Origin of the sequence: Falsiroseomonas sp. E2-1-a20 (genome assembly GCF_051433195.1) — a bacterium.
In the GTDB taxonomy this organism is placed as follows: Bacteria; Pseudomonadota; Alphaproteobacteria; order Acetobacterales; family Acetobacteraceae; genus Falsiroseomonas.
The window spans coordinates 41,120-66,012 of sequence record NZ_JBHMFT010000001.1 but is presented as its reverse complement, the minus strand read 5'-3'; the positions used below and the strand labels follow the sequence as shown (position 1 = coordinate 66,012).

The following is a 24,893-nucleotide window of genomic DNA, read 5'->3' as shown; positions in this document are numbered from 1 at the left end:
TGCACCGCCAGCCCGTTCACCCCGGGCACGATGCGGGCGCGGAGGCCGGGCGAGAGCAGGTCGAGCGGGTTCATGCAGGGGGGCAACCTTGTTGACTGGGGGTCGGCCGCGCACACTCGCCGGGACGGGACCGGGGAACAAGCGGCATGTGGCAGGCGCGGCGCATCATCCACAACGGACAGGACATGCCCTTCGCGGAGGCGCGGCTGCACCCGCTGTCGCTCGCCGTCGCCTATGGCATCGCGGTGTTCGAGGGGCTGCGCGCCTATCGCAACCCGGCCGATGGCCGCTTCAGCGTGTTCCGGCTGGAGGAGCATCTGGCGCGGCTGCAACAGGGCATGAAGGTGATGCGCTTCGACGCGCCGCCTGCCACCGATGTGCTGCGCGCCGCGGTGCTGGAGGTGGTGCGGCTGAACGCGCCGAACGAGGACGCCTATATCCGCGTGCAGGCGCAGATCGAGGGCCTTGGCACCATGGCCACCACCGGGCCGGTCGGCTGGATCGCCGCCGCGCTGCCGCGCGAACGCTCCGCCAAATTCGCGACGGGCCTCGCGGCGGGCGTGTCCTCCTGGACCCGGCTGCCTGACAATTCAATGCCGCCGCGCATCAAGGCGAGCGCCAACTACCATGCCGGACGCCTCGCGACCCTGCAGGCCAAGGCGGATGGCTATGACAGCGCGCTGCTGCTGACGGCGCGCGGAAAACTCTCCGAAGCCGCCGCGGCCTGCATCTTCCTGGTGCGCGACGGCGTGCTGGTGACGCCGGATCGCGCCAGCGACATCCTGGAGAGCGTGACGCGGGACACGGTGCTGGTGCTGGCGGCGGAGGCCGGGTTTCCGGTGGAACAACGCGCGGTGGACCGGACGGAGTTGTATGTGGCGGACGAGGTGTTCCTGTGCGGGACGGGGCAGGAACTGGTCGCGGTCACCAGCGTGGACCGCCTGCCGGTGGCAGACGGCAAGCCGGGGCCGGTGACGCGGCAATTGCAGGCGGCCTATGAGGCGGTGGTGCGCGGCACCACCGGCGCGCATGCCGAATGGCGCACGCCGGTCAGCTGAACGTCACCACCAGGTTCAGCGCCACGTCGCAGGTGGCCGTGGCGCCAGGCGGCAGGACCAGCGTGCTTTCGCGTTCCTCGACCAGCGCCGGGCCGGCGAGGATGTCGCCGGGGCGCAGCGCGCCGCGATTCCAGGTGGTGGCTTCGAGGAAGCCGCTGCCGAACCAGGCCTGCCGCGTGCCCTTGCGGGCCACTCCCCCCGCGCGCGCGCCTGCCAGTTCCAGCTCGGGCGTCGGGCCGGCGACGATGACGCGCCAGCCGACGAGCTCAACCGGCAGGCTGGCCTCGATGCGGCCGTACAGGCGCAGGTACTCGGCCTCGAAGGCGGCGCGGATGGCGGCGCGGTCGGCCTGGGCGCCCTCGGGGATCTCGGCCTCCACCTGGTAGCCCTGGCCGGCATAGCGCAGCGCGGCGTAGCGACGGATGAGCGGCTGGGCGACGCCGGCCTCGGCCACCATGGCGCGGCCCTCCGCCTCCATCGCGGCCAGCATCGCGTGCAGCGCGTCCAGGTCCAGGCTGGCCAGCGGCGCCACCATGGCGCGCAGCAGCGCGAAGGAGATCGGCGCGGCGAGGAATCCGAAGGCGGAGGCGACGCCGGCACCGGGCGGCGAGACCAGGCGCGGCAGGCCGAGCTTGCGGGCGATGGCGCAGGCATGCACCGGGCCGGCCCCGCCGATCGGGACCATGGTGTAGGCCTCGATCCGTCGCGCCTTCTCCAGCGCATGGATGCCGGCGGCCTGCGCCATGGCCTGGTTCACCGTCTCATGGATCGCCCAGGCGGCATCGAGCGCGGTGAGGCCCAATGGCTTGCCGACATGCTCCAGGATCGCGCGCTCGGCGGCGGCGACATCCAGTACCATGTCGCCGCCGAGGAAACTGTCGGGTGCGAGGTAGCCCAGCAGCAGGTCGGCATCCGTCACCGTGGGCAGCGTGCCGCCGAGGCCGTAGCAGGCCGGGCCGGGATCGCTGCTGGCGCTGTCCGGCCCGACACGGATCAGGCCGAGGCGGTCGACGCGGGCGATGGAGCCGCCGCCGGCGCCGATCTCGATCATCTCGATCACCGGCACCTTCAGCGGAAAGCCGCTGCCCTTGCGGAAGCGGTCGACGCGCGAAACCTCGAAATCCAGGCTGCGCTGCGGCTGGCCGGCATCGATCAGCGCGGCCTTTGCCGTGGTGCCGCCCATGTCGAAGCACAGGATATCGGAGGCGCCCGCCGCGGCGCCGATGACGCGCGCCGCCTGCACGCCGCCGGCGGGGCCGGACTGCACCAGGCGGATCGGGTGCCGCGCCGCGACGCCTTCCTGCACCGTGCCTCCATCCGACAGCATCAGGAACAGCGGCCCGGTGACGCCGGCACCGCGCAGCCCATCGCCGAGACGCGCGAGGTAGCGTTCGAACACCGGCTGGACATAGGCGTTGCAGATGGTGGTGGTGCCGCGCTCGTACTCGCCGATCTCCGGCACCAGGTCGGAGGACAGGCAGAGCGTCAGGCCGGGCGCTTCCTCCCGTGCCAGCACTGCCAGGCGGCGTTCATGCACCGGGTTGCGGAAGGCGTGCAGCAGGCAGATCGCCAGCGCCTGCGCGCCGGCATCGCGCAGCGCGCGTATGGCGGCGCGGGCGGCGGCTTCGTCGAGCGGCAGCAGCACGGTGCCATCGGCGCCGAGCCGTTCCGGCACGCCGAGGCGGAGGCGCCGCGGCACCAGCGGCTCCGGCCGCCGCATGAACAGGTCGTAGGTGTCGTGGCGGAGTTCGGTGCCGATCTCCGGGATGTCGCGGAAGCCGTCCGTCGTCAGGAAGCCGGTGGGAACGCCACGGCGCTCGATGAGTGCGTTGGCGACCAGGGTGGTGCCGTGGATGACGTGCTGCACGGCATCGGGCGCCACGTCGTGCCGGGCTAGAAGCTGCGTGATGCCGGCGAGGACCGCCTGTTCCGGGGCGTGCGGGGTGGTGAGGACCTTGCCGTTGAACAGGCGGCCGTCGCGGGTGTCGAGCAGCACGAAGTCGGTGAAGGTGCCGCCGATGTCGACACCGATGCGCCAGGGTTTCTGCACTACACATAGCCCTCGGCGGCATCGGTTGTTCGGGCTGCCGCGGGGCGCGCATCCGGCAGGCCGAAGCCTCCGCCGCCGGGGGTCTCGAAGACCAGCGTGTCGCCGGGCTTCAGCACCAGGCGCGCCTTGGCGGCGACCTGCGTGCCGTTCAGCAGGTCCCGCCCGCCACGTCCGGCCGCGCCGCCCAGCAATCCGCGCGGCGGGTGCTGCACACGCTCGTGGCGGTAGGTTGCGGTGACGGGCCTGTCGCCGACGACGCGGAAGCCGATGCGCTGGCCGAGGCCGCCGCGCATCGTGCCGTCGCCGCCGCTGCCCTGGATCAGCGACTTCTCCGTGACCAGCATCGGCACCGCATTCTCGAACTGCTCCACCGGCTGCGTCGCGACATTGGAGGGGAAGGACAGGCAGGCGGCGCCATCATGGGAGGCGGCGGCGCCGTGGCCGCCATTCATGAAGAACATGCGGACATAGCGCCGGCCATCCGGCTGCTCGCCGGTGAAATACACGTTCCACAGCGGGCTGCCGGATTCGGCGACGACGCGATCCGGGATCAACTGGCCGAGTGCCGACAGCACCAGCATGGGCAGGTAGTGGCCCGTCAGGTGGCGGCCCCAGACCGGCGCGGGGCGGCGCGGGTTCACGATGGAGCCCTCCGGCGCGATCAGCGTGATCGGACGGAAGCAGCCATCATTGTTCGGCGTCGTCGGATCGAAGGCGCACTTCACCGCGTAGTTGGAATAGGCGCGGGAGAAGTTCAGCGGCGAATTCACCGGGCGGGCGATCTGCGCATCCGTGCCGCTGAAGTCGAGCGTCAGCGCATCGCCGCGGATCGCCAGGCGCAGGCGGATGGTGACGGGGTGTTCGAAGCCATCGGCGGTGACCTCATCCGTCACCTCGCCATCCGGCACCGCGGCGATGGCCTGGCGCATGGCGCGCTCCGACCGCGCGAAGATCTCGGCGGAGAGTGCATCGGCCGATGCGATGCCCTCCTCCGCCAGGATGCGCAGCAGGCGCGGGGCGGCCTGGTCGTACATGGCGAACTGCGCGCGGAGGTCGCCCAGCACCTCCTCCGGCTGGCGCAGATTGGCTTCGAGGAAGGCACCCACATCCTCGTTCTCGACGCCGCCGCGCAGGATGCGGGCGACGGGGATGGTCAGGCCTTCCTCCCAGGAATCGCGTGCCTCCACGCTCGGCGCGCCGCCGATATCGGTGGCGTGGAAGGTGCTGCCGATCCAGGCGATGATGCGGCCGCCGGCAAAGATCGGCTTGACCATGGTGATGTCGTTGAGATGGCCGGTGCCGAGGTAGCCGTCGTTGGAGATCAGCACGTCGCCTTCCGCCAGCGACGCCGCCGGGATGCGGCGCAGCATGGCGGCGAGCGTCACCGGCATGGTGCCGACGAAGCTGGGCACGGAGCGCGAGGATTGGGCGAACTGCCGGCCGGCGCTGTCCATCAGCCCGACCGCCATGTCCCAGTTGTCGCGCACGACGGAGGAGAAGGAGGTGCGCACGAAGCTTTCGGCGGCCTCGTCCATCAGCCCGGCGATGCGGGCCCAGGCGGTGCCGAGGCGGAGCGCGGAGAGGGGTTCCGACATCAGCCGCGCATCGCCTGGAGCTGCGCCGGATAGCCGGCGGGGTCGACCTGCACGTCGATCAGGCTTGGCCCGTCATGCGCGTAGGCCTGGCGCAGGGCGGCGCGGTAGGACTCCGGCGTCGCGGCGCGCAGACCCTTCACGCCGAAGCCTTCGGCAACCGCGGCGAAATCGGTCGGCCGGAACCGCACGCCGGCCGGTGCAAGCTGGCGCTGCTGCTGCTTGATGTCGATCAGCGACAGGGCGCTGTCGTTGAAGACGATGGTGACCAGCCTGGCGCCGATCTGCGCCGCCGTCGCAAGTTCGCCGACGCACATCATCAGCCCGCCATCACCGGTGAAGGCGATGGCGCCGCGTGCCGGATCATGCGCCGCGGCGGCCAAGCCCGCGGGCAGCGCGAAGCCCATGGTCGCCAGGCCGTTCGAGATCAGCAGGTCGCGCAGGTGGTCGCATTGCCAGAAGGCGGTGGCGGAGAACATGTGCGCACCGGCATCGACCGCGACGCGCGGCGCGTGGCCGGCGGCGCGGGCTTCCTGCTGTGCGAGGCGGACGATGTCGGGTGGCGAGACGCCGCCCGGCCCCCGCCATTCCAGCGCCGCCAGCGCTGTGTCGCGAAGCGCGGCGATCTCCGCGTCCGTCCACAGCGACCGCCGCGCCTCGGCGTGCAGCGCGGCGATGCTGGCCGCCAGCGCGCCATGCAGCGCCGCCTGCGGCTGCGCGTAGCGGATGGGATGCGGGCGCAGCGCGACATCGAGGATCGGCGCCTTGTAGCGCCAGGGCTGCAGGATGAGCTCGACCGGGTCCAGGCCGATCTGGATGATGAGGTCGGCGGCGCCGACGCAGGGCGCCTCCAGCGTGCCGCCGGTGAACAGGCCGGCGTAGAGCGGGTGCCGGTCGGGCAGTACGCCCTTGGCCTTGTAGGTGACCAGGACGGGGCAGCCCAGCGCCTCCGCCCATGCGCGGAGTGCGGCGGTGGCCTCGGGCTCGGCGGCTTCCAGCCCGGCCAGGATCACGGGGCGTTGCGCCTGCGCCAGCAGGCCTGCGGCATCGCCGAAGGGGGGCGCCGCGGGCGCGGCGGCCACGCGCGGCGTGGCAGGCGCGGCATTGCGGCGGGCGGCGGCGCCGGTGAGGTCCAGATGCACGGCGCCGCGCGGGGCGGCCTGCGCCAGATCCAGCAGCGCCGCGATCTCCTCGGCCGGCGCCGCGCCTTCGGCCCGGGCATGGCCCTTGGCAACGGCGGCGGTGGCGGCCTGCTGGTCGAAGGCCTGGTGCGTCACCCAGGTTAGTTGCGCCGAGGTGAAGCCATCTGAAAGCAGCAGCAGCGGCGCGCGTTCCAGCGTGGCGCAGGCGAGCGCGTTGGCGGCGTTGGAAACGCCCGGCCCCTTGGTGGTCATCACCACGCCCGGCGCCCCGGTCAGTTCCGCATCGGCCAGCGCCATGATGCCCGCATTGGCTTCCTGGCGGGCCAGGATGAATGCGATGCCAAAGCGCGGCGCCGCGGCGATGACATCGAGCGAGGAGCCGCCGCCCGGCACGCCCCAGATGCGTCGGGTGCCGCGGCGCGCAAGCTCGGCCAGCAGGGCCTCCGCCACGGTCTGACTGGTTGCGTTGGCATCCGGCATGGCGCTGTTCCCGTCTCGACCGCATCCGTCTGCCCTGCCCGGCCCGGCTTGCCAAGCCATGCCCGGCAGGGTTCTGCTGCGGGTGTGAGGCAAGGGAGACGCGCGATGGCGAGATTTGCGGTCAAGCGGGTGCTGGTGGCGGGCGGCAGCCGGGGCATCGGGCGGTCCATCGCGCTGGGCTTTGCCCAGGAAGGCGCCCAGGTTTCCATCTGCGCGCGCGACCCGAAGGCGCTGGAGGCGACGCGGGCGGAAATCGCGGCGCTCGGCGTCACCGCGCATGCCGTGTCGGCCGACCTTGGCGTGGCCGATCAGGTGACCGGCTGGGCGGAGGGAGCGGCGGCGGCGCTCGGCGGAGTGGACGTGCTGGTCAACAACGCCAGCGGCTTCGGCGCGCGGGACACGGAGGAGGATTGGGCAAAGGGCCTGAACGTGGACGTGATGGCGACGGTGCGCGCCAGCCGCATCGCCGCGCCGCATCTGAAGGCGTCGCGCGGCAGCATCGTCAACGTGTCCTCGATCTCGGGCTTCCGGCCCTCGCTGCGCACGCCGGCCTATGCGGCGGTGAAGGCGCTGCTGGTGAACTACACATCGAGCCAGGCGGCCGCCTTCGGGCCGGACGGCGTGCGGGTGAATGCGGTGGCGCCGGGGTCCATCGAGTTTCCGGGCGGGTCCTGGGAACAGCGGAAGTCGAGCGACCCGGCGCTGTACAACCGTATTCTCGGCGCCATCCCCTTCGGCCGCCTCGGCACGCCGGAGGAGGTGGCGGAGGTGGTGCTGTTCCTGGCCAGCGACGCGGCGCGCTGGGTGACGGGGCAGACCATCATCGTCGATGGCGGCCAGATGCTGGGCTGAAACCCGCGAAACGCGATACCGCAACGGCGCGAAACCTCGCCGAAACCGAAGCGGATCAGAAGGCCGGCCGCACATTCTCGCGGAGAAACCCCATGGCCCGCCTGCCCCTGTTCTACCTGATCGCCGCCGCCGCCTGCATGGTCGGCGGCGTCTGCCTCGGCGTCTTCATGGGCATCGCCCATGATTTCCAGCTCGCACCGGTGCATGCGCACCTCAACCTGCTGGGCTGGACCTCGCTCGGCCTGATGGGGCTGGTGCATCGCGGCTGGCCGGAACTGCTGGCGGCGCGCGTGCCGGCCCTGGCGCAGTTCGGGCTGTGCGTGACATCCGCCGCGCTGTTTCCCTTCGGCATCTACCTGTCCATCACGCAGCAGGCGCCGGGCCTGGCGATCGGGGCGTCGCTCGCCTGGCTGGCGGGCGTCGTGCTGTTCCTGGTGCGGCTGGTGATCCTGGCGCTGCGGCCCGCCGAGGCCCGCATGCCGGCCATGCTGCCGGCAGAATAGCGCGGCGCTGACTTTTGCCGGCGGACGTGTTGAATTGGGGGCAACAGGAGACGCCCCGCATGATCGACCTTTCGTCCAAGCGCATGAACGGCCCGGTGATCCGCCTGCACCCCGACGACAATGTGGTGGTGGCGCGGATCGACATCGAGCCGGGCACGTCCATCCCCGGCGAGAACATGCTGGCCCGCAACAAGGTGCCGGCCGGCTACAAGATCGCCACGACCCAGCTTCGCAAGGGTGACCCGGTGCTGAAATACCAGGTCACCATCGGCTTCGCGGCGGAGGATATTCCCGCCGGCACGATGGTGCACGCCCACAACATCGATTTCCGCGAATTCGACCGCGACTACGCCATCGGCCGCGACTACAAGCCGGTGGAGATGATCCCCGCCGACCAGCGCAAGACCTTCGAAGGCTACGTGCGCCCGGATGGCCGCGTCGGCACGCGCAACTTCATCGCCGTGGTGTCGTCGGTGAACTGTTCCGCGACCGTGTCGCATGCCGTGGCGGACTGGTTCACGCCGGAGCGGCTGGCGGAGTTTCCGAATGTCGATGGCGTCGCCGCCTTCACCCATTCCACCGGCTGCGGCATGGAACTGTCCGGCGAGCCGATGCAGCTTCTGCGCCGCACCCTCGGCGGCTACATGCGGCACGCCAACGTCGCCGGCGTCGTCGTCATCGGGCTGGGCTGCGAGCGCAACCAGATCGCGGGCCTGCTGGCCGAGCAGGGCCTGACGCCGGGGCCGCTGCTGCGGTCCCTGGTGATGCAGGAAGTCGGCGGCACGCGCAAAAGCATCGAGGCCGGCGTGGCCGTGGTGAAGGAGATGCTGGTGGAGGCCAACAAGGCCACCCGCTCCACCGTCTCCGCCGAGCATCTCAGCGTCGGACTGCAATGCGGCGGCTCGGACGGGTTTTCCTCCATCACCGCCAACCCGGCACTGGGCGCGGCGATGGACCTTCTCGTGCGCCACGGCGGCACCGCCATCCTGTCGGAAACTCCTGAAATCTATGGCGTCGAGCACACGCTGACGCGCCGCGCCGTCAGCCAGGAAGTCGGCGAAAAGCTGATCGAGCGCATCCGCTGGTGGAAGGACACCTACACGCCGGGCCGCGACACGCAGATCAACGGCGTGGTCAGCCCGGGCAACCAGGCCGGTGGGCTCGCGAACATCCTGGAGAAGTCGCTGGGGTCTTCCATGAAGGGCGGCACCGGTCCGCTGATGGACGTGTTCCGCTATGCGGAGCCGGTGACGACCAAGGGTTTCGTCTTCATGGATACGCCCGGCTTCGACCCGGTTTCTGCCACCGGCCAGGTCGCCGGCGGCGCCAACATGATCGCCTTCACCACCGGGCGCGGATCCATGTACGGCGCCAAGCCGGTGCCCAGCGTCAAGCTCGCCACCAACACGCCGATGTTCCGGCGGCTGGAGGAGGACATGGACATCAACTGCGGCGAGATCCTGGACGGCACGGCGAGCCTGTCCGAGATGGGCGAGCGCATCCTGGACCTGCTGTTGCGCACGGCCTCCGGCGAGCCGACGAAAAGCGAGCAGCTCGGCGTCGGCAAGCATGAGTTCGCGCCGTGGCAGATCGGCATTACCGGCTGAGTGTCAGCAGCCTTCGTGGCGTCTCCACCAGGATCGCATCCAGCTCGGCGTCGGAAAATCCCTTCTCCCGCATGAAGGGCACGACGTTGCGGAAGATGTGGCCGTAGCCGTGGCCGCCGAAGGCGCGCAGCCGCGTCAGCCGGCAGATGTCCTGGCTGATCACCACCTGCGCGCCATGGCCGCGGTCCAGCAGGCGGCGGATCATGTCGATGCGGGTGCCGTCATTCGGCATGTTGATCGGCGCGAAGGACCAGTAGGCGTGCTCGTAGCCGAACAGGTCGAATTCCAGCACGCAGCCGGTATCGGCCAGCGCGAACAGGCGATCATCGTCGAAGATGGTGCGGTCGACGTGGTCGATGATCGTGCGTGGAATGTCGCCGCCATGGTCGCGCAGGAAGGCGATGATCTCGGCCGGCTGGTCGGGATGCACGCCCGGGTGGATGGTCAGCGCCGCGCCGGTTTCCTGCTGCGCCAGTGCGGCGCCGGCCATCACGCGGCGCTCCAGCGGCGTCCAGGGCGCGGAACAGCCGATCTCGCCGATCAGCCCGGCGCGGACATCGGTGCCCCAGGCGCCGTGGCGTAGCGCGCCGACCATTTCGGCGGCAAAGTCCTCCACCGTGCGGTCGTGGTTCGCAGGGTCCTGGAAATCCTCGACATACTGGCCGCAGCCCATCACCAGCGTCACGCCGGTCCGCCGCGAGACCTCCACCAGGCCGAGCGGGTCGGGCGCCAGGCCGCCGATCGTCATCTCCACCATGGTGGCGCCGCCCTCGGCGCGGAACAGGTCCAGTTCGGCGACCGCCAACTCGCGGTCCAGCATCACGGTCTTTCCGGCATGCGGGTGGCGGCCGTAGTCGATGTCGTAGCGGCTGGCGAGGGTGATGGGCGGCGCGACCTGGCCGCGCAGGCTGCGCGGCGTGATGTCGCACAGGACGTGTTCATGCATCAGCGTGGCGCCCAGGCTGTCCGGCGCCACCGGGCCCAGCACCGTCTGCACATAATTCGCCATGGCCCTGCCCCGCCGCGTGTTGGCCGCCAGGATGCGGCGCCGGCGGCAGGCCCGCAAGGCTGCGGCCGCGTTCACGTTTCACGCCAAGGTTGAAATTAGCCGAACCGAGAAGTGTATTTCGTGTAATCGAGCGGCACGGGATGCCTTGTTCTCCCGCGAGCCCCGATCCGATTGCAGGAGACTGCGCAGATGCAAGTCAAGCCGATCTCGCCCTGGCGAAGACTGCTGCCGGTTTTGTTGCTGGGTCTTCTGCTACCTGGCGCCGCGGCCGAGGCCCAGATGACGGCCGCCAGCCAGTCCTGCCGCCGGCAATGCGCATCGCAGATCCAGAACTTCGCCCAGGACCAGCGCGCGGCGCAGGTCTGCCTGGTGCGCTGTGGCGCGGGCGAACGGCACCTGCGGCAACAGCGCAGGTCCGGCACCGCGGAAGCAACGGGGCGCGGCGTGGCAGCCCGGAACACGGCGATGGCGCCAGTGCGGCGCAGCCTGGTGGCCTATGCCGGAACCCTGCCGCAGGTCGCCCTGGCCATCTCCACCCCGTCCGACCGCATGACGGCCCATCGCAACGCCGAACAGGCCTGTTCCCGCAGCAACGGCAGCCGGCCCTGCAACCTGCTGGTCGAGACGCAGGACCGCTGCATGGCGATCTCGCGGGCGGTGCGCGGCACGGGGCTGGTCATCACACGCGATCCGGCGACCTTCACGGTGGTGCATTACGGCGCCGGCAGCGGCCAGACGCTCGCCGTGGCGCGCACCACGGCGATCCAGGATTGCCGGGTCAGGCTCGCGCCTGGAACCTATTGCCGCATCGCCGCCACGCGCTGCGGCTGAGGCCGCTTCAGGGAATGTCGGCGGGGAATTCGTGCAGGCCATCCGGCCGCAGCGGCAGGCGGGTCGCGGACAGCACCGCCGACAGCGGCAGGGTGCCGTACAGATGCGGGAACAGGCCGGCGCGGTTGCCGCCCGAGGCCCCTTCCCACCGCAGCGCCGCGCCGAGCCGCGCGGCATCGGCCTGCACCAGCCAGAGGTCGGCCACCCCGGCGCGGTGCCTGGCGGCGCTGGCGCGCAATTGCGCGGCGGTGGAGAAGTGCAGGAAGCCGTCGCGCGCATCGTCGGCGCTGCCGGCGTAGAAGCCGGCGCGTTCCGCCGCGCGCCAATCCTCCTCCCGCACCATGGTGTAGATCAGGTCTTCCATGGCCGGTGTTTTCAGCCGAGCAGGCGATAGAACGCAAGCCCACCCCGTTCCGCCGTCGGCATCAGGCCCACCGCCCAGCGCGGCAGGCGTTCCACGCCGTGGTAGTGGGTGGCGCCGCCGGTGCCGTCCGGCAGCGCGCCGGCCAGCGCGCGGGCGGCGATGCGGCGGCACACGGCAAAGGCCGCGTCTTCCTGCACCGAGGCCGCCTGCATGGCCAGGTGGCGCGGATGCCTGGGGTGCCAGCAGCCGAACTGGAAGGGCGCGCGGCAGATGCCGGCGACGCCGCGGCCGAGGTGCCGCGGGCCATCCGGCAGGCCCGCCAGGCGCGCGCGGTTCATCACCACCGCGGCGATGCCCTCGATGCCGCGCACCGGGCGGTGGCCGGCCTCCCCCCACAAGGTCAGCTCCAGGATGCCGGCGGGTGTCAGCATCCGCGGGCGGGCCAGGCTGGCGCTCATCGGTCGCCCTCCGCCTCGGCGCGGGCGCCGAAGCCCATCTTGCGGTTCGGCATGGACTGGCCGGCGATGGCGGTCGCGGTGGTGGCGGTGCGGCTGACCTCGTCCAGCTTTTCCTCGATCCGCAGCAATTGCAGGGACAGGCGGCTGTCCAGGTCGCGGATCAGCGACAGCGGCACATAGGTGCGCGCCACCTCCAGCTTGAAGTCGACCAGCTCGTTGTGGGACGGGTTGCCGGCAGGCGGCGGGGCCGCATCCGGCCGCTGCTGCAGCTCGCGCCGCAGATTGTGCAGCATCCACAGCATCAGGGCGGCGAGCGGCGCATCCGCCAGCGCATTCAGGATCTGCGGCGGGATATCGGGCATCATGGCGGGGAACTCCTTGAAGAGGAACGGCGGCGGGGCCACCCTGGGGCGATGTGGAACCAGCCCTATCTCGAGACCTGCTGCCGGTCGGCGCTGCACCGGCTGACACTGGTCGGCCGGCCGGGCCGCCCGGATGGGCTGAAGGACGGCCCCTGCCTGGCGCGGTTGTCCGGCATGGGACTCGCCCGGCTGCGGCCGGATGGGCGCTATGAGGCGACGGCGGAGGGGCTTGAGCGCCACGCGACCGAGATCGCGCCGCGGAAGATTGCCTAGCCACCGCGCCACGGCAGCGTCGCCGGCCGCAGCGGCGGCGCGCCGGGCAGGCGCACCGGCTCGGACAGCAGGCAGCCGGCCACGGCATCCAGCGCATCGTCGTGCTGGCCCGGCGCATCGGGGCGCCATTCCGCCATCTCGCGTGCGAAGCGGGTGCGGAAGACGCTTTCATGCGCCAGCAGGCGACGGGCGGCGAGAACCGGGTCCAGCGCGGCCAGGATGCGTTCGGACTTGGCGCGCCGGCTGGTGGCCTCCAGAACCGTGCAGGTGATGCCGGCGCGCTGCATCTCCCGCTTCAGCAGGCCGGGCAGGAACTTGCCGATGCCGTTGGTCTCGACGCGCAGCACCGGCAGCAGCAGGTCGCGCGCGATCTGCGCCACGGCGCGGCATTGCTGGGTCGCCGCATCCTCCTCCGCCTCCGGGTCGTGCAGCAGGTAGGCGATGCGGTGCAGGTAGTGGCGGCCCTGGCCGTCCGCGTAGGTCGCCGCCAGCACGCTGGCATCGCCGATGCCGGGCCGGCCATAGGCCGGGTCCCACCAGCCGCCGCCGGAGACTATCTGCGCGCCCATCAGCGTCAGCACGCCGCGGCCATTCGCCTCGCGGTACTCGGTCTCCGCCGCGTAGCGCAGGATCAGGCCGGGATCGAGCCGCGCCGCATCCTCCGCCACCGCCTCCAGCAGCATCTGCCGACGGAACGCCAGCGGGCCGACGCGGGTGCGGAGTGCCGCGATGCCGGCCGGCGTGAAGCGTTCCGGCCAGGCGCTGTCGCCGGCCTCGTCCAGCAGCGGCAGCACCAGGCGGCGGTAGCCGGACAGGAAGGCGCCGGGGCCATCCGCATACAGGCTTTCCGCGGTGTGCGGCGTGCCGACGAACAGCATGCGGCCGCCGGGGACAAGCACGAACTCGGTCTCCGTCAGCCGCTCCCGCAACTCCTCTCGCTGGTACGGCGTGCCGCAATTGCCGGCGACCTCGACATCGTCGCAGACGATGAGGTCGGCGCGCGCGCCGGTGATGTTGCCGCCGATGCCGGCCGCGAGCATGGAGGCATCGCGGAGGACGGCCTGCCGCGCCACGGTGAAGCGATCGGAAGCCCAGGAGCCCTCGCCATGGTCCGGCAGCAGCGTGTTGCACAGCGGATGCCGGCCGAGGATGCGCCGCACCGTCGCCACCATGCGCGTGGCCAGTGCATGGTCCGCCGCGACGACGAGGATTCGCGTCTCCGGTGCGCGGTAGAGCTGCCAGGCGCAGTACAGCCCGACCAGCGTGGACTTGCCGCAGCCGCGGAATGCCATCAGCAGCAGGCGCAGATCGCCCTGTTCGCCGCGATCCGCCAGCCAGCGCAGCATGCGGCGATGCACGGCCGGCGTGCCCAGGTTGGCAAGGCGGTTCCAGATCCAGGCCAATTCGAGCAGGTCTGCGGGCCGCTCACTCATCCGTCACCCTCCTTCGCCATCTCCTCGCGCATCCGGCTCAGCACCCCCTCCTCCTCGCTTTCCGCCGGCTTGGCGTCGCCGGCCGACATCGCCGCGAGTTCCTGCATATGCGCCAGCGCCGCGCGTGCGGCCGCCTGGTGCGCGGCGAAGGCCTTTGGGTCCGGCACCGCCTCCCCCCGCGGCCAGGAGGCGACGAAGGCGGCGTAGTCGCCGGCGACGCGCAGCATCGCCGCATCCAGCGTCTCCTTCGGCAGCGGCGAGGCCACGGGCGCCGCACGGGTCGGTCGCCTCATGCCTTCACCACGCGGGCCCGCACGGTGCCGGCGCCGAGATCCACCGCGACGCCGGTGCGGTTCCAGGCGGTGACGGTCACCACATCCTGCGCGCCGACCTGCGCCATGAAGACGATGCCGGAGGTGGAGAGCGAAAATGCCGCCTGCGCGAAATCCCCTGGCCGCGCGCCCGGCAACGGCACGTTCACCGCGGCATTGCCGCCGGCCGCGATGGAGGGCGGATCCCAGACGAAGTCCGCCGCAAGTTCGCGCACGCCGATCCGCAGGGCGGGCAGGCCATACAGCAGCGCTGGCGCGTGCCGCGGGTCGCAGTTCAAGCGCAGCGCGCGCAATTCGTAATCGGCCGAGATACGCGCGACGCCGATGATGGCGGTGGCGACATGCGGCGCCAGGCGCAGCGACTGCAGCCGGGTCAGCCCGGCATCGGTCATGTCGGACCCGCCCTGCCACCAGCGGGCCGCCGCATTCCACTGCATGGACTGGCCGGAGGCCAACACCAGTGGCCCGCCGGCATCGGTGAGCAGATTGCCCGCCGCATCGAAGGTCATCACCACCAGCCGCGGCGAATCCGCATCGACGCCGAGCGCGAAGTCCCGGCAGTTGCGCGCATCGACCACGAAGCCGACGCCACGACCACCGGTGAGCAGCACGCCGCGATCCGTCAGCACATAGGACTCAAGTGCCGCGAAGGCGAAATCCGCCAACGAAACGGGCGTGCCCGAGACATTGGAGGACAGGCAGGCCATGCGCTCGAAGCCGGTTTCCGTCGCGCTCCAGCGGATGGCGGCGGCGCGCAGGCCGGGCGTGGCGGCAACCTCCCGCGTCGCCTCCCGATGCGCCGCGGCCTGATGCAGGGTCCGGACCACGCCGCCGAGACGGGTCGCCGTGCCGGTGTGCTCGATCTCCACGAGGTAGCCCTGGCTGGCCCAGGCGACCTCATAGACATGGTCCTGTGCCGCCGCGGTATGGCGCGCGACGAAGCCGGTGCAGCCTTCCATGCGCAGGCCGCGCGCGATCACGCTGCGGCTGTTCACCTCGCACAGGAAGGGAATGCCGGCGATGGGGCGGCCTTCCGCATTCAGCTCGAAGTTCGGTCCGTCAAACACGTGCCGGTTGTGCGCGACATAGGCACCGGGGGCTGCGGAGAAGCGGATGCCGAAGCGGTCCTTGTCCACATGCACGGTGGAACCGACGGCGAAATGCCCGCCGTAGTAGCGGATGGAGGTATTCCAGGCGCCGGCCGTCAGTGTATGCGCATCCAGCCCGATGCGGTTGTTGACGATGCGGCCCAGCACCAGGGTGCAATCCTCGAAGCCACGGGCATCGCCCAGCGTCCGCACGCCGATGGTGAAGCCCTCGACGCGCCGCACCTCGATGACGGAGGCATCGTGGTTGCGCAGCAGGATGCCGATCTCGGCCTCGTCCAGCCAATCGCCGATGCCGTCGCGAATCACCGACAGCCCGCTGTGCCGCTTGCTGGCATTTCGGGCAATGCCGCCGTCGCCGATCGTCAGAGCCGGCTGGCCAGGCGGGCCGGCATACAGGATGGTGCCGCGCATGGTCAGGCCCGCGGCCGCGCCCGGCAGGGTCAGCGGCTGCGCGGTGCGGAACGTGCCCTCCCCGATCAGCAGCGTCTTGCCGGAAGCGCCCGCGGCATTCATCGCCGCCTGCAAGGCAGGGCCATCCTCCGTGACGCCGTTGCCGGTCGCGCCGAAGTCGCGGGCGCTGAGCTGCTCGCCGAGCTTGTCCTCCACGGTGAAGGGCACGGCGCCCGGGAACGGCGCGCTGATCAGGCCGGAATCCCGCGGCAGCACCACCACGTTGCCGGTGCCGTCGAAGCCCAGCATGCGGTTGGCGCGCGCGCCGCGCAGCGGCAGCACCAGGTTGCCGCCGACCTCCGCCGGGTCCTGGCGCAGGGCGGAGGACAGATCCTCCCGCTGTTCCTGCAGCGTCGCGACCAGGCGGTCCAGCTCGTCGTTCAGGGTGCGGGCGCGCAGGATGCCGTTGTCCTGGAAATCCGTGCTGCGCTCCACACGGATGGTGCGCCGAAGCGTGACGGTGCTGCCGGCCGTGGCCGGCGTGGCGAGCGTGACGGTGCCGCCTTCGGATCGGCCGGCGCCGGTCACACTGAAGCCGCCGTTGAGCGGCACGCCGTCCAGGCGCACCTCGATGTCTTCGGCCCGGAAGATCGGAAAGGGATAGGTGAACGCAACGCGCGTGCCGTCGCCCAGATACTGGACGCGCGGCGCGACGTCGCCGATGCGGATATGCTCGGCCATCATGGGCTCCGGACTCTGTTGGGGTGGGGGCGGGATCAATCCAGCAGGTTGCGCAGCGAAGTCCCGAAGGTGCTGCCGGCGCGCAGCCAGCTGGTCAGCGATCCGTCGTTGTTCAGCAGGCTGCGGCGGCCGGCGGAGATGCGCGCGGCGAAGACCTGGTCGCTGTCCGATTGCGCCGCGGCGGCATCGCGTTCCAGCCCGGCGGCGAGCGCGGCGGCCGAGCCTTCATCGGCCGAGATGCCGCCGGCTGCGAGCCGCGCGCGCGTCGAGGCCAGCGTGCCCGCCAGCCGCTGCTCCCGCGCACGGGCATCGACGGATTGCTGCACGCGGGCCTGGGCCACGCGCGCCGCTTCCTGTTCCCGCGCCGCATTCGCCTGCGCCTTCGCGCTGGCGGATTGCGTCTGCGCCTGCTGCACGCTGCCATAGATGGATGCGCCCGCGCCGATCGCGGTGGCGATGGGGGCGAGTTGCGCCATCAGCTGGTGATCCTCATGTCGGTGGTGACGGAAAGCAGCGTCATCGGCAGCGGCGTCTCGCCCTCGATCCGCCACAGCGGCGCCATCGCATCGCGCCGCCAGCCGAGCGCGCGCAGTGCGATGTCGCCGGTGAAGGGCGACGGCGCCGCATCCAGCAGCGCCGTGTCCAGGCGGCGGAACGGCACCGGCTGCACGCCACGGCCGAGATCCACCTCCAGCGCCGGAGTCGCCAGGATGCGGAAGGTGGCGGAGACCAGGCGCAGCGGGGCGGCAGCGGCGCCCGATGCACCACCGAGCGCCATCGGCAGTGGCTCGATCACATGCCGGAACGGCAGCCCGGCCTGCACCGTGGCGGCGGGCGGATCGACAGGGATGGCGCCATCGACCACCGTCTCCGCCGCGCGTGGCGCGCCATCGGCCAGCACGCCGACCTGCCGGCCTTCCAGATGCCCGAGGCCGGACCAGTTGTCCTGCGGCAGCGCCGCGATGCCCGTGAGTGCCGCATCCAGTCCGGCCGCGGCGTCGAAGCGCTCCAGCCGATGCGTACCGAAGCGCTCCACAAGGGCGTAGACGCGGCCTTCGGTTTCCGCGACGGCTCGAAACGCGCCCTGCGTTTCCAGCCGCGTCCAGGCGGTCACCTGCTCCACGCGATACAGAGTCAGCGTGGCGACGCCGCGATCCGCCATCACCACATGCAGCAGCCGCGCCGTCTGGTCATAGGCCATGGAGACCGGCGTCTGCACCAGGTGCCGCGCGACCAGCGCCAGGTCGTTCGCCTGGTAGGCGTCGGCGACGTCGGTGTAGGCGAATTCATGCACGCCGCGGCCGGACCGCGCGACGAACAGCGTCGCGCCATCCACATCCACCGGCGGCACCTGGCGTTCCACCGCGCTGCCGATGCGGGTCTGCCGGTTGAGCTGGATGGAGGACGGCGTCAGCGGATCGCCCGTCACCATCCATTCGGCGCCCGAGGTCAGCACCTGGAGGTGCCGGCCGGAGAACACGGCGCGGATGGCGTTCACCTGGTCCGAGACCAGGGCGAACTCGATGCCCTCGTCATCCAGCCCGCTGCCGCTGTCGAAATCGCCGAGGTCGCCGGTGCGCGACAGCCACAGCCGGTTCGGCAGGTCCCGCGAGCCGCCGAGCACCAGGCGGTCCTGGTGGAACCCGGCGCAGACCGGCTGGCCGCGCACGCCACTGAAGGCGCTTTCCTGCCAATCGTTCGTCGGCAGCACATCCTCCAGCAACTCGTCGCAATGCGCCGTCGCGGTCAACGCGTCCAGCACCGTGAAGACCTGGATGCGCCGGCCCTTCAGCCGCATGTGGGTGGCGACATGGCCGGGCTGGAACAGCGGGGCCGATGCGGTGAGGGTGATCATGCCGCTGGTGCCGGATGGCGTCAGCGCAATGTCCGGCCTGAAGGCATGGAACGGCATGCGGCTGAAGGCGAAGGGCGTGATGGTCCAGGCGGTGTGGCTGCTGCGGGTCAGGCGCTGCGGCGGCATCTCCGGATGGAACAACAGCAGTGTGTCGGCGCTCTGCGTGTAGGACAGTTGCGGCAGCATGGCTGCGGTCCACGGCGCCGCCAGCGACGCCACTTCGGCATCACCGAGGAACACCTGCAGCCGCGCGTCGCTCAGCGCCAACAGGTAGGTCTGCTCGGTGTTGAATTCGAAGGGCATCAGCCGTGCCGCACCCGGCAGCGTCGCGACATGCACCAGGCCGGGGCGGCGGGCGACGCCGCCGGTCGGCTGGATGACGACGTTGCGCAGCCGCCGCGCGCCGTTCTCGAAGGCGCGCAGATCGGCGCGGCCGAACAGCTCCGGCGCCAACTCGCCAGCGGTGAAGCTGGACTTGATGCGGCGCGTGGCGATCGTCATGTCTCAGCCCCCCTCTCTTCAACCACGGACATCGACGAGCGGAAAATGCTCGATGGCGCGCGGCGTGTCCTGCTGGCTGTCCACCAGCCGCGCGCTGCGCAACTCGGCCTCCGCCAGGCGGAACAGCATCTCGGCGCGGGACTGGCTTTCGGTCAGCGGCAGGCAGAACTCCGCGGCGAGCCGCGCCACCAGCGCCTGCGCGAAGAAGGGCGGGAAGGCGCTTTCGTCGGGACGAAAAATGTAGGTCAGCGTCACCGCCGGGGAATCGGCATGCAGCCGGTCCTCATGGATGCGGTACGGCATGCCGCGGCCACGGCCGCCCGCGCCGGCGGACAGGGCGCGCAGGAAGCCGCTCGGCAGTTGGAAGGCATGCGCCATGTCCGCATGCGGCACGGCGGACAGGCGCGGCAGGTCGCCCTGGCCGGTGGCGAAGGACCAGGGATGCGCGGAGATCAGCGTGTCGCGCACGGGTGCGTAGAGATTCGCCGCCACCTCCGCCTCCGCCGTCCCCTCGTCCAGCGAGGCGACGGGCTGCGCGCCGAGGCGCAGCAGGGCGCGCGAGCACAGCGCGAGCGCGGTCAATGCCATGTTCGTGGGTCCGTTCGTGCGAAGGGGGGTTACGGCGTGGTGGGGAGAAGAGCCCCCTCACGCAACCCTCTCCCCCAAGCGGGGGAGAGGGCGTTGCGGCTATTCGGCGGCGCGCATGCGCACGACACCGAAGTCGTCGACCAGCGTGGCCCCCTGGCTCATCATGTTCGCCACGAAATGCGCGGCGCGGTCACCGTGCCAGGTGATGTCGGTCTCGACCTCGGCGGCGGAGGCGTGGCCGATGGCGGTGCGGTGGTAGAAGTAGCAGTAGCGCAGCGCGCCGGACTTGGTCAGGCCGGAATGCGGCACCCACATCGCGCCGAGCCAGCGCTTTGCCTGGCTGCCCTTCCATGGCAGCGCGTCGTCCCCGACATACTCGGACGAAGCGAACTCCTCGATCTCGAGCAGCTGCGACCACTGCTTCCAGCCGACCACGGCATAGCGGCCGCCATCATCCGGCACGTCCGCAGCACCCATCATCTCGAAGGCCAGCAGCACCTTCGCCTTGGTCAGGCCATCGGCATCGGTGGTGCCGGCGGCACTGCCCACGGCGTCGCGCGTCGCGCTGTCCAGCGCCGCGATGATCAGCTCGTCGGTCTTGCGGCCGAGGGCATAGGCGCCGGCATTGGCGACGACGGTGCGCTCGTCGATGTTCGTCTTCAGCTCGTCGAGGCGGTCGATCCAGTCGCCGGCATAGTAGTCCTGCAGCACGCATTCCACCTGCGCGTGTTCCAGGTTCATCACGGGCACCGAGCCATGCCGCGTCTTCGCGGCGGCGACGCCCTTGCCGACCTTGGGGAAGAAGGTGCTGGTGCCGGTGATGCCGGTCTTGGCGCGGATGGTCGGGCGCAGCTTGCTGCCCTGGCGCTGGTAGGCCTCGTGCACCTCGGCCTGGAACTGGCGGGTGAAGACGGCGTCGATCTGGGTGGATGCGGACATTGGGGTCTCCGATGGGTGGGGGTGGCGGCCAGGATGCCGGTTCTGCCCGAAGGGCCGGCGTCGCGGCGCGCAACCGCAGGCCCTCGCGGGTTGCCTGCGGGCGGAACGGTGCGGCGGGTGGCTATTCGCGAACCAGGCGCCGGAAGCCCTCGGTCACGCGCCTCACGAAATCCGGCTCGCGGGACCGCCAGTAGCGTGGGTCGCGCATCATCTTGCGCAGCTCCGCCTCGTCCGGCCCGGCCTCCGCCTGCGCATCGCGGGACAGGGCGGGTTCGCGGCCCTCCATCATCCGGTGCAGCGCCACCACGCCATCGGCGGTGGAGGACAGTGCGGTGAACACCGCCTCCGGCAGATGCGCGCGGCCCCAGGCGGAAAGCTGGCCGGAGATGCGGCGGTAGCGATCCTCGCCGCCGAGATGCGCGCGAAGCTTCTCCACCTGCCGCCCGGCCTTGAATTCCGATGCGGCCTCGGCGATCAGCGGCAGCAGGCGCTCGGCGGCCAGGTCGTACACCAGCTGCACCTGGCGCGCGCTGAAGCCGGCCTCGTGCAGGCGCTGGTTCACCATCGCGTCCGGCGTCAGCAGCTCGTTCGGCGCCGTCACCTCGTAGCCATCGGGGCTGTCCGGGATGCCGAGCGCGCGGCGCCAGCGCAGCCGGTCCTCCTCCGGCGCATCGTCGCCGGGCGGCGCGAAGCGCTGGGAAAGCCGCCGCTCCAGCTCCATGTAGGATTTCAGCAGCGCATCGACGCGCAGCGCACCCTTCGAGTCATCCCAGAATTTCTCGGGAATGTCGGCGGGCCGGCTGCCCGTGCTGGCGGTCTCGGTCGCGGCGTCGAGAAGGTTTTCGGACATGCCTCGGCTCACTCCTGGTTCGGGACGGGACGAATGATCTCGGCCGGCGCGCCGAGCGTGCGGGCCAGCCAGCGCGCGGCGGCCGGCGCATCCAGCACCGCCTGCGCCTCCGCGCCGAGTTGCGAGGCCGCCTGCAGGAACAGCAGCGTGTCGGCCGCATCCGCACGCGCCTGCACGCGGGCCAGCGGCGAGGCGTAGACCAGCCGCGCCTCCTGCCCATCGGCGAACAGCGGCGGCACCTCGCCGCGCCGGCGCAGGATGGACAGGCAGCGCGCCACCAGCGGCCCCAGCAGCTCCGCCTGCAACCGGCCATAGATGGCGCCGAGCAGGCGGATGGAGATGGCGCTGCGTGCGGTGACCTCCGTCGCCGTCATCGCCGCCTTGTCGGAGGCCTCGATCCGGTCGGCCAGCAGTGCGCCGCGGATGCGGGCGCGCAGGTCCTCCAGGATCAGCTGCGAGACGTCGAAATTGCCCGGCGCCGCCAGCGGCGTCAGCCCCGCCGAGCCCTGCGCCTTCGGGATGATGGCGCCCGGCACCAGCCGTACCGTGGCCGGGTTCAGCACGCCGTCATCCTCCGCCTGCCAGATGCCGGTGGCGGCGATGGAGGCGTTCTTCAGGATCAGTTCCACCACCTTGTTGGCGGTGCGGATATCCGGCAGCGCCTTGGCGACCGGGCCGCGGCCATAGGTCTCGCCCGGCACCTTCAGCCAGCGGAAGGCGATGAAGGGGTTTTCCGCGAAACGTCCCTCGGCCAGGATCTCGGCCGAGGTTTCGCCACCCTCCAGCACCACCGCGAAGCGATGGCCGGCGCGCGCATCGGGCCACACTGCCTCCACCACCCGCAGCGGCGCGGGCATCTCGTCGGCGGAGGCCTTCGGCAACGCGACCTGCGCCGCCGGCCAGCGCGCCCGGATCTCGGCCGGCGTCAGCCGCATGGCGCGGTACACGGTGTCGAGCCGGCCGAAGACGCCTTCCTCCAGCACCGTCTCGCGCAGCGGCACGGCGGTGAAGCGCAGCGCGGAGGCCTCGCCGGGCGGCGCTTCCTCCACCAGCAGCACGGCGGTGCCGGTCACCACCAGTTCGAGGAAGGCCTGGTGCAGTTCCAGGCCGAAGTTGGACCGGTCGAGATGGCCCTGCAGCGTTTCCGCCGCATCCTCCATCACCCGCGCCACCTCCTGCGCGCCGTCGGCCAGGCGGCGGGACGGCGCCAGGCCGAACCAGCGCGACCAGGGCGGCGCGAGTTCGGCGAGCAGGGAGGCCGCCAGTTGTTCCGCCGCATCCGCCGCCGTCGCATCGAACAACGGCGCGGCATCATGCGCCGGCAGTGCATGGTCGTAGCAATCCTGCCAGCGGCCTTCGAGCGGCCGGCGGCGGGCGGCGGCACGGGCCTGCGCGGCCAGGATCTGGTCGGGCGTCATCATGGCGCTCATTCGCCCAGCAGCGTCTTGCGCGTGGCGAAGGTCGGCGCCGGGTCCAGCACCCCGCGGGCGGAGGTGGCGATGGTGCCGGACACGCCACGGCGCGCGCGTTCCAGCGCCCGCAGCCGGGCCTGCCGGGCGGTATCCTCCGCGGCGGCTTCGGTGGCGGCGGCCTGCGCGGCTGCCCCCTGCGCCGCCTGGCTGGCGGCGACGCTGGCATCCGCGGCGGACACGGCCGGCTTCGGCGCCTTGAACAGGCCACCCATGCGCGCTTCCTTCGGCTTGAGAGGGGCCCCCAACAAAAAGACCCGCCCGGCGAGGCCGGACGGGTCGGAGTTTGGGGACCGGGAGAGGAGGATGCCGCGAGGCGCAGATCGCCCCGTGGCAGGGGCTTGATAAGCCGGACGCGACACCGCGTCAACATATATTCCTAGTTATCCTGATTATTTTCCTCACCACCCAGCTCCCGGAACAGCTGGAACGGCGTCCAGGCCCGCGGTGCCGCCGGCCCCAGCAGGGCGCGACACAGCGCCACGCAGGTGAACGGCGCCAGCGGCGGCAGGCTGCGTGGCGTCGCCTCCGTCGGGATGAAGGGGCCGAGCACGCGCAACCCGGCGCGGCGATAGAAGCCCGGCAGGTCGAATCCGCCCGGCACCGGCAGGCGTGCCACCAGCAGGCGGCCCGAGAGCGGCTCCAGCACCGTCCATCCGGCCTCGTCCCCGAGTGCCGCGAAGCAGTGCCGGAAGCCGGGTCGCAGCAGCTGCAGCCAGGGCTGGTCGGCGGCGCCGCCGAAGGCGATCCACACGGACTGCCCCGTGGCATCCGTCACCCGCCGATGCGCCAGGCGCTGCGTGGGCAAGGGTTTGGTTGCGCCGTTCAAGGTTGCGCCGGTCATGCCACCCGCCCCCGGAACGCCACCACCTCGCCTTCCTGCATCACGCCCTGCATGCCCCTGGGCGGACCGCCGACGATCCCCTTGGCGCGCAGCGGAAAATCCAGCCGCTCCATCGCCTCCCGCCACAGCCGCAGGTCGCCGGCCTCGGCGGGGATGCGCGGGCTGGGGGATTGGTGCCGCTCGCCCCAGATGCGCAGGATGCGGGCATGCGCCAGGTCGATGCGGCGCTGGCGGTACAGCCGGTCCAGGCACTTCACCACGTCATCCGGCTCGCAGGGCCGCACCACCAGGCCGCGCCCGGCGCCGAGGCGGGCGCCATCGCGCCGGGCGGTCAGCGCTGCCATGGTCCAGAACCAGGCATGCTCGGCGGAGGCGAAGGGTTGCGCGCGGTCCAGGCTGGCCAGGACGGGGGCGTGGCGGGGGGCGATGGACATGGATCGGGGGTCCTTGCGGGCTGGTTCCTGAACAAAACAGGAACATTAGCCTTCTAGACTGTTCCACTCGAGGTTGCAAGGATATGGTTCCTATTGCATCCCGACTCGAAACCTAGGATGGACGACCCACAGCAGGCGCAGGTCGCCCGCGACGAACAGGGAATCCGCATCCATGCGGCACGAGGATGTCTGGCGGGCGATCGATGCGCTCGCCGCCGAACACGGGCTCTCCGCCTCCGGCCTGGCCCGCCGCGCCGGGCTGGACGCCACCGCCTTCAACCCGTCCAAGCGCACCGGCGTCGATGGCCGCGCCCGCTGGCCCTCCACCGAAAGCGTCGCCAAGGTGCTGGCCGCCACCGGCACGGGCTTCGAGGCCTTCGCCTCCCTCGTCACCGGCGCCCCGGCCCTGTCCCGCGGCCGCAGCGCCATCGCCCGCCGCATCCCGCTGATCGGCCTGGCCCAGGCCGGCAGCGAGGGGTTCTTCGACGATGGCGGCTACCCGGTCGGCGGCGGCTGGGACGAGATCTCGGTGCCCGACGTGCCGGACCCCAACGCCTATGCGCTGGAAATCAGCGGCGAGAGCATGGAGCCGGTGTTCCGCGACGGCGACGTCGTCATCGTCTCCCCCGGCGCGCCGGTGCGCCGCGGCGACCGCGTGGTGGTCCGCACCCGCGCCGGGGAGGTGATGGCCAAGCAATTGCTGCGCCAATCCGCCCGCCGGGTGGAACTCGCCAGCCTGAACCCGGCACACCCGAACTACAGCTTCGACCTGGCGGAACTGGCCTGGATGCACCGCATCATCTGGGCGACGCAGTAGGGGGTCGCCG

General features: G+C 71.4%; 26 protein-coding genes. 7 read left to right on the top strand and 19 right to left on the bottom strand.

Annotated elements, in window-relative coordinates:
- The first annotated feature begins 146 nt into the window (after nt 1–146).
- Nucleotides 147–1,058 carry an aminotransferase class IV gene (locus ACFHPP_RS00325; protein ID WP_437161271.1) on the top strand — a complete coding sequence of 304 codons (912 nt, stop codon included), beginning with the start codon at nt 147–149 and terminating at the stop codon, nt 1,056–1,058.
- On the opposite strand, the gene ACFHPP_RS00320 is transcribed toward ACFHPP_RS00325, so the two are convergent.
- From ACFHPP_RS00320 to ACFHPP_RS00310, 3 genes are read right to left on the bottom strand one after another with little or no spacing between them, the layout of a single operon-like run.
- The gene (locus ACFHPP_RS00320; RefSeq protein WP_437161270.1) at nt 1,051–3,108 is read right to left on the bottom strand and encodes a hydantoinase/oxoprolinase family protein; all 2,058 of its coding nucleotides are present in this window, start codon (nt 3,106–3,108) and stop codon (nt 1,051–1,053) included. The two genes, ACFHPP_RS00325 and ACFHPP_RS00320, sit on opposite strands and share 8 nt — an antisense overlap.
- A complete protein-coding gene (locus tag ACFHPP_RS00315; protein WP_437161269.1) occupies nt 3,108–4,703 on the bottom strand; it encodes a hydantoinase B/oxoprolinase family protein in 1,596 nt (531 codons plus the stop codon). The genes ACFHPP_RS00320 and ACFHPP_RS00315 overlap by 1 nt, the downstream gene beginning before the upstream one ends.
- Complete coding sequence (locus ACFHPP_RS00310) at nt 4,703–6,322, bottom strand: thiamine pyrophosphate-binding protein (RefSeq protein ID WP_437161268.1); 1,620 nt, start codon at nt 6,320–6,322, stop codon at nt 4,703–4,705. Before ACFHPP_RS00310 ends, ACFHPP_RS00315 begins: the two co-directional genes overlap by 1 nt.
- Before the next feature lie 105 nt (nt 6,323–6,427).
- Between ACFHPP_RS00310 and ACFHPP_RS00305 the strand changes: the two genes are divergently transcribed.
- From ACFHPP_RS00305 to ACFHPP_RS00295, 3 genes are all read left to right on the top strand, one after another.
- Nucleotides 6,428–7,174, top strand: a complete 747-nt coding sequence (locus ACFHPP_RS00305) for an SDR family NAD(P)-dependent oxidoreductase (RefSeq protein WP_437161267.1) — start codon at nt 6,428–6,430, stop codon at nt 7,172–7,174.
- Nucleotides 7,175–7,266: 92 nt separating this feature from the next.
- Nucleotides 7,267–7,677 carry a hypothetical protein gene (locus tag ACFHPP_RS00300; protein WP_437161266.1) on the top strand — a complete coding sequence of 137 codons (411 nt, stop codon included), beginning with the start codon at nt 7,267–7,269 and terminating at the stop codon, nt 7,675–7,677.
- Nucleotides 7,678–7,736: 59 nt separating this feature from the next.
- Nucleotides 7,737–9,284: a UxaA family hydrolase gene (locus ACFHPP_RS00295; protein WP_437161265.1), complete on the top strand. Its 1,548-nt coding sequence runs from the start codon at nt 7,737–7,739 to the stop codon at nt 9,282–9,284.
- Here ACFHPP_RS00295 and ACFHPP_RS00290 read toward each other — a convergent pair.
- A complete protein-coding gene (locus ACFHPP_RS00290) occupies nt 9,274–10,368 on the bottom strand; it encodes a phosphotriesterase family protein (RefSeq protein WP_437161264.1) in 1,095 nt (364 codons plus the stop codon). The two genes, ACFHPP_RS00295 and ACFHPP_RS00290, sit on opposite strands and share 11 nt — an antisense overlap.
- A gap of 114 nt (nt 10,369–10,482) precedes the next feature.
- Between ACFHPP_RS00290 and ACFHPP_RS00285 the strand changes: the two genes are divergently transcribed.
- Entirely contained in the window at nt 10,483–11,124 is a 642-nt protein-coding gene (locus ACFHPP_RS00285) for a DUF4189 domain-containing protein (protein WP_437161263.1), read from the top strand.
- Between the two features lie 7 nt (nt 11,125–11,131).
- Here ACFHPP_RS00285 and ACFHPP_RS00280 read toward each other — a convergent pair whose 3' ends face one another.
- Genes ACFHPP_RS00280 through ACFHPP_RS00270 form a run of 3 tightly spaced genes read right to left on the bottom strand, consistent with a single transcriptional unit; the run spans nt 11,132 to nt 12,311 of the window.
- The gene (locus ACFHPP_RS00280; protein ID WP_437161262.1) at nt 11,132–11,488 is read right to left on the bottom strand and encodes a DUF952 domain-containing protein; all 357 of its coding nucleotides are present in this window, start codon (nt 11,486–11,488) and stop codon (nt 11,132–11,134) included.
- An 11-nt stretch (nt 11,489–11,499) separates the two neighbouring features.
- Complete coding sequence (locus tag ACFHPP_RS00275) at nt 11,500–11,946, bottom strand: cell wall hydrolase (protein ID WP_437161261.1); 447 nt, start codon at nt 11,944–11,946, stop codon at nt 11,500–11,502.
- Complete coding sequence (locus tag ACFHPP_RS00270; RefSeq protein WP_437161260.1) at nt 11,943–12,311, bottom strand: hypothetical protein; 369 nt, start codon at nt 12,309–12,311, stop codon at nt 11,943–11,945. Before ACFHPP_RS00270 ends, ACFHPP_RS00275 begins: the two co-directional genes overlap by 4 nt.
- Before the next feature lie 48 nt (nt 12,312–12,359).
- On the opposite strand from ACFHPP_RS00270, the gene ACFHPP_RS00265 reads away from it, so the two are divergent.
- Nucleotides 12,360–12,581 (top strand): hypothetical protein, encoded by a 222-nt coding sequence (locus tag ACFHPP_RS00265; protein WP_437161259.1) that lies wholly within the window; start codon nt 12,360–12,362, stop codon nt 12,579–12,581.
- Here ACFHPP_RS00265 and terL read toward each other — a convergent pair.
- The 12 genes from terL to ACFHPP_RS00205 all read right to left on the bottom strand — a co-directional run bounded on the left by terL (nt 12,578) and on the right by ACFHPP_RS00205 (nt 24,066).
- The gene (terL, locus tag ACFHPP_RS00260) at nt 12,578–14,014 is read right to left on the bottom strand and encodes a phage terminase large subunit (protein WP_437161258.1); all 1,437 of its coding nucleotides are present in this window, start codon (nt 14,012–14,014) and stop codon (nt 12,578–12,580) included. The genes ACFHPP_RS00265 and terL overlap by 4 nt on opposite strands.
- Nucleotides 14,011–14,307 (bottom strand): hypothetical protein, encoded by a 297-nt coding sequence (locus ACFHPP_RS00255; protein ID WP_437161257.1) that lies wholly within the window; start codon nt 14,305–14,307, stop codon nt 14,011–14,013. Before ACFHPP_RS00255 ends, terL begins: the two co-directional genes overlap by 4 nt.
- A complete protein-coding gene (locus ACFHPP_RS00250) occupies nt 14,304–16,589 on the bottom strand; it encodes a phage tail fiber protein (RefSeq protein ID WP_437161256.1) in 2,286 nt (761 codons plus the stop codon). Before ACFHPP_RS00250 ends, ACFHPP_RS00255 begins: the two co-directional genes overlap by 4 nt.
- Nucleotides 16,590–16,621: 32 nt before the next feature.
- Nucleotides 16,622–17,062, bottom strand: coding sequence for a hypothetical protein (locus ACFHPP_RS00245; protein WP_437161255.1), 441 nt, complete (start codon nt 17,060–17,062; stop codon nt 16,622–16,624).
- On the bottom strand, nt 17,062–18,942 hold the full coding sequence (locus ACFHPP_RS00240; protein WP_437161254.1) for a hypothetical protein: 1,881 nt from the start codon (nt 18,940–18,942) through the stop codon (nt 17,062–17,064). Before ACFHPP_RS00240 ends, ACFHPP_RS00245 begins: the two co-directional genes overlap by 1 nt.
- Nucleotides 18,943–18,960: 18 nt before the next feature.
- Nucleotides 18,961–19,530, bottom strand: a complete 570-nt coding sequence (locus tag ACFHPP_RS00235; protein WP_437161253.1) for a hypothetical protein — start codon at nt 19,528–19,530, stop codon at nt 18,961–18,963.
- Between the two features lie 99 nt (nt 19,531–19,629).
- Nucleotides 19,630–20,469, bottom strand: a complete 840-nt coding sequence (locus ACFHPP_RS00230) for a phage capsid protein (RefSeq protein ID WP_437161252.1) — start codon at nt 20,467–20,469, stop codon at nt 19,630–19,632.
- Between the two features lie 121 nt (nt 20,470–20,590).
- The gene (locus ACFHPP_RS00225) at nt 20,591–21,319 is read right to left on the bottom strand and encodes a capsid assembly protein (RefSeq protein WP_437161251.1); all 729 of its coding nucleotides are present in this window, start codon (nt 21,317–21,319) and stop codon (nt 20,591–20,593) included.
- 8 nt (nt 21,320–21,327) lie between these two features.
- A complete protein-coding gene (locus ACFHPP_RS00220) occupies nt 21,328–22,740 on the bottom strand; it encodes a portal protein (RefSeq protein ID WP_437161250.1) in 1,413 nt (470 codons plus the stop codon).
- Between the two features lie 5 nt (nt 22,741–22,745).
- Nucleotides 22,746–23,003, bottom strand: coding sequence for a hypothetical protein (locus tag ACFHPP_RS00215; protein ID WP_437161249.1), 258 nt, complete (start codon nt 23,001–23,003; stop codon nt 22,746–22,748).
- A 164-nt stretch (nt 23,004–23,167) separates the two neighbouring features.
- Entirely contained in the window at nt 23,168–23,596 is a 429-nt protein-coding gene (locus ACFHPP_RS00210; RefSeq protein ID WP_437161248.1) for a hypothetical protein, read from the bottom strand.
- A gap of 32 nt (nt 23,597–23,628) precedes the next feature.
- Entirely contained in the window at nt 23,629–24,066 is a 438-nt protein-coding gene (locus ACFHPP_RS00205) for a hypothetical protein (RefSeq protein ID WP_437161247.1), read from the bottom strand.
- A gap of 172 nt (nt 24,067–24,238) precedes the next feature.
- On the opposite strand from ACFHPP_RS00205, the gene ACFHPP_RS00200 reads away from it, so the two are divergent.
- A complete protein-coding gene (locus ACFHPP_RS00200; protein WP_430669736.1) occupies nt 24,239–24,883 on the top strand; it encodes a S24 family peptidase in 645 nt (214 codons plus the stop codon).
- Nucleotides 24,884–24,893: the final 10 nt, after the last annotated feature.

Bases quoted from the DNA above. Each gene is read 5' to 3' on its own strand.
- ACFHPP_RS00205 (WP_437161247.1), bottom strand. From the start codon at position 24,066: ATGTCCATCGCCCCCCGCCACGCCCCCGTCCTGGCCAGCCTGGACCGC.
- ACFHPP_RS00305 (WP_437161267.1), top strand. From the start codon at position 6,428: ATGGCGAGATTTGCGGTCAAGCGGGTGCTGGTGGCGGGCGGCAGCCGG.
- ACFHPP_RS00220 (WP_437161250.1), bottom strand. From the start codon at position 22,740: ATGATGACGCCCGACCAGATCCTGGCCGCGCAGGCCCGTGCCGCCGCC.
- ACFHPP_RS00325 (WP_437161271.1), top strand. From the start codon at position 147: ATGTGGCAGGCGCGGCGCATCATCCACAACGGACAGGACATGCCCTTC.
- ACFHPP_RS00240 (WP_437161254.1), bottom strand. From the start codon at position 18,942: ATGACGATCGCCACGCGCCGCATCAAGTCCAGCTTCACCGCTGGCGAG.
- ACFHPP_RS00215 (WP_437161249.1), bottom strand. From the start codon at position 23,003: ATGGGTGGCCTGTTCAAGGCGCCGAAGCCGGCCGTGTCCGCCGCGGAT.
- ACFHPP_RS00295 (WP_437161265.1), top strand. From the start codon at position 7,737: ATGATCGACCTTTCGTCCAAGCGCATGAACGGCCCGGTGATCCGCCTG.
- terL (WP_437161258.1), bottom strand. From the start codon at position 14,014: ATGAGTGAGCGGCCCGCAGACCTGCTCGAATTGGCCTGGATCTGGAAC.
- ACFHPP_RS00245 (WP_437161255.1), bottom strand. From the start codon at position 17,062: ATGGCGCAACTCGCCCCCATCGCCACCGCGATCGGCGCGGGCGCATCC.
- ACFHPP_RS00270 (WP_437161260.1), bottom strand. From the start codon at position 12,311: ATGATGCCCGATATCCCGCCGCAGATCCTGAATGCGCTGGCGGATGCG.
- ACFHPP_RS00280 (WP_437161262.1), bottom strand. From the start codon at position 11,488: ATGGAAGACCTGATCTACACCATGGTGCGGGAGGAGGATTGGCGCGCG.
- ACFHPP_RS00200 (WP_430669736.1), top strand. From the start codon at position 24,239: ATGCGGCACGAGGATGTCTGGCGGGCGATCGATGCGCTCGCCGCCGAA.
- ACFHPP_RS00235 (WP_437161253.1), bottom strand. From the start codon at position 19,530: ATGGCATTGACCGCGCTCGCGCTGTGCTCGCGCGCCCTGCTGCGCCTC.
- ACFHPP_RS00310 (WP_437161268.1), bottom strand. From the start codon at position 6,322: ATGCCGGATGCCAACGCAACCAGTCAGACCGTGGCGGAGGCCCTGCTG.
- ACFHPP_RS00275 (WP_437161261.1), bottom strand. From the start codon at position 11,946: ATGAGCGCCAGCCTGGCCCGCCCGCGGATGCTGACACCCGCCGGCATC.
- ACFHPP_RS00265 (WP_437161259.1), top strand. From the start codon at position 12,360: ATGTGGAACCAGCCCTATCTCGAGACCTGCTGCCGGTCGGCGCTGCAC.
- ACFHPP_RS00255 (WP_437161257.1), bottom strand. From the start codon at position 14,307: ATGAGGCGACCGACCCGTGCGGCGCCCGTGGCCTCGCCGCTGCCGAAG.
- ACFHPP_RS00300 (WP_437161266.1), top strand. From the start codon at position 7,267: ATGGCCCGCCTGCCCCTGTTCTACCTGATCGCCGCCGCCGCCTGCATG.
- ACFHPP_RS00225 (WP_437161251.1), bottom strand. From the start codon at position 21,319: ATGTCCGAAAACCTTCTCGACGCCGCGACCGAGACCGCCAGCACGGGC.
- ACFHPP_RS00285 (WP_437161263.1), top strand. From the start codon at position 10,483: ATGCAAGTCAAGCCGATCTCGCCCTGGCGAAGACTGCTGCCGGTTTTG.
- ACFHPP_RS00250 (WP_437161256.1), bottom strand. From the start codon at position 16,589: ATGATGGCCGAGCATATCCGCATCGGCGACGTCGCGCCGCGCGTCCAG.
- ACFHPP_RS00315 (WP_437161269.1), bottom strand. From the start codon at position 4,703: ATGTCGGAACCCCTCTCCGCGCTCCGCCTCGGCACCGCCTGGGCCCGC.
- ACFHPP_RS00230 (WP_437161252.1), bottom strand. From the start codon at position 20,469: ATGTCCGCATCCACCCAGATCGACGCCGTCTTCACCCGCCAGTTCCAG.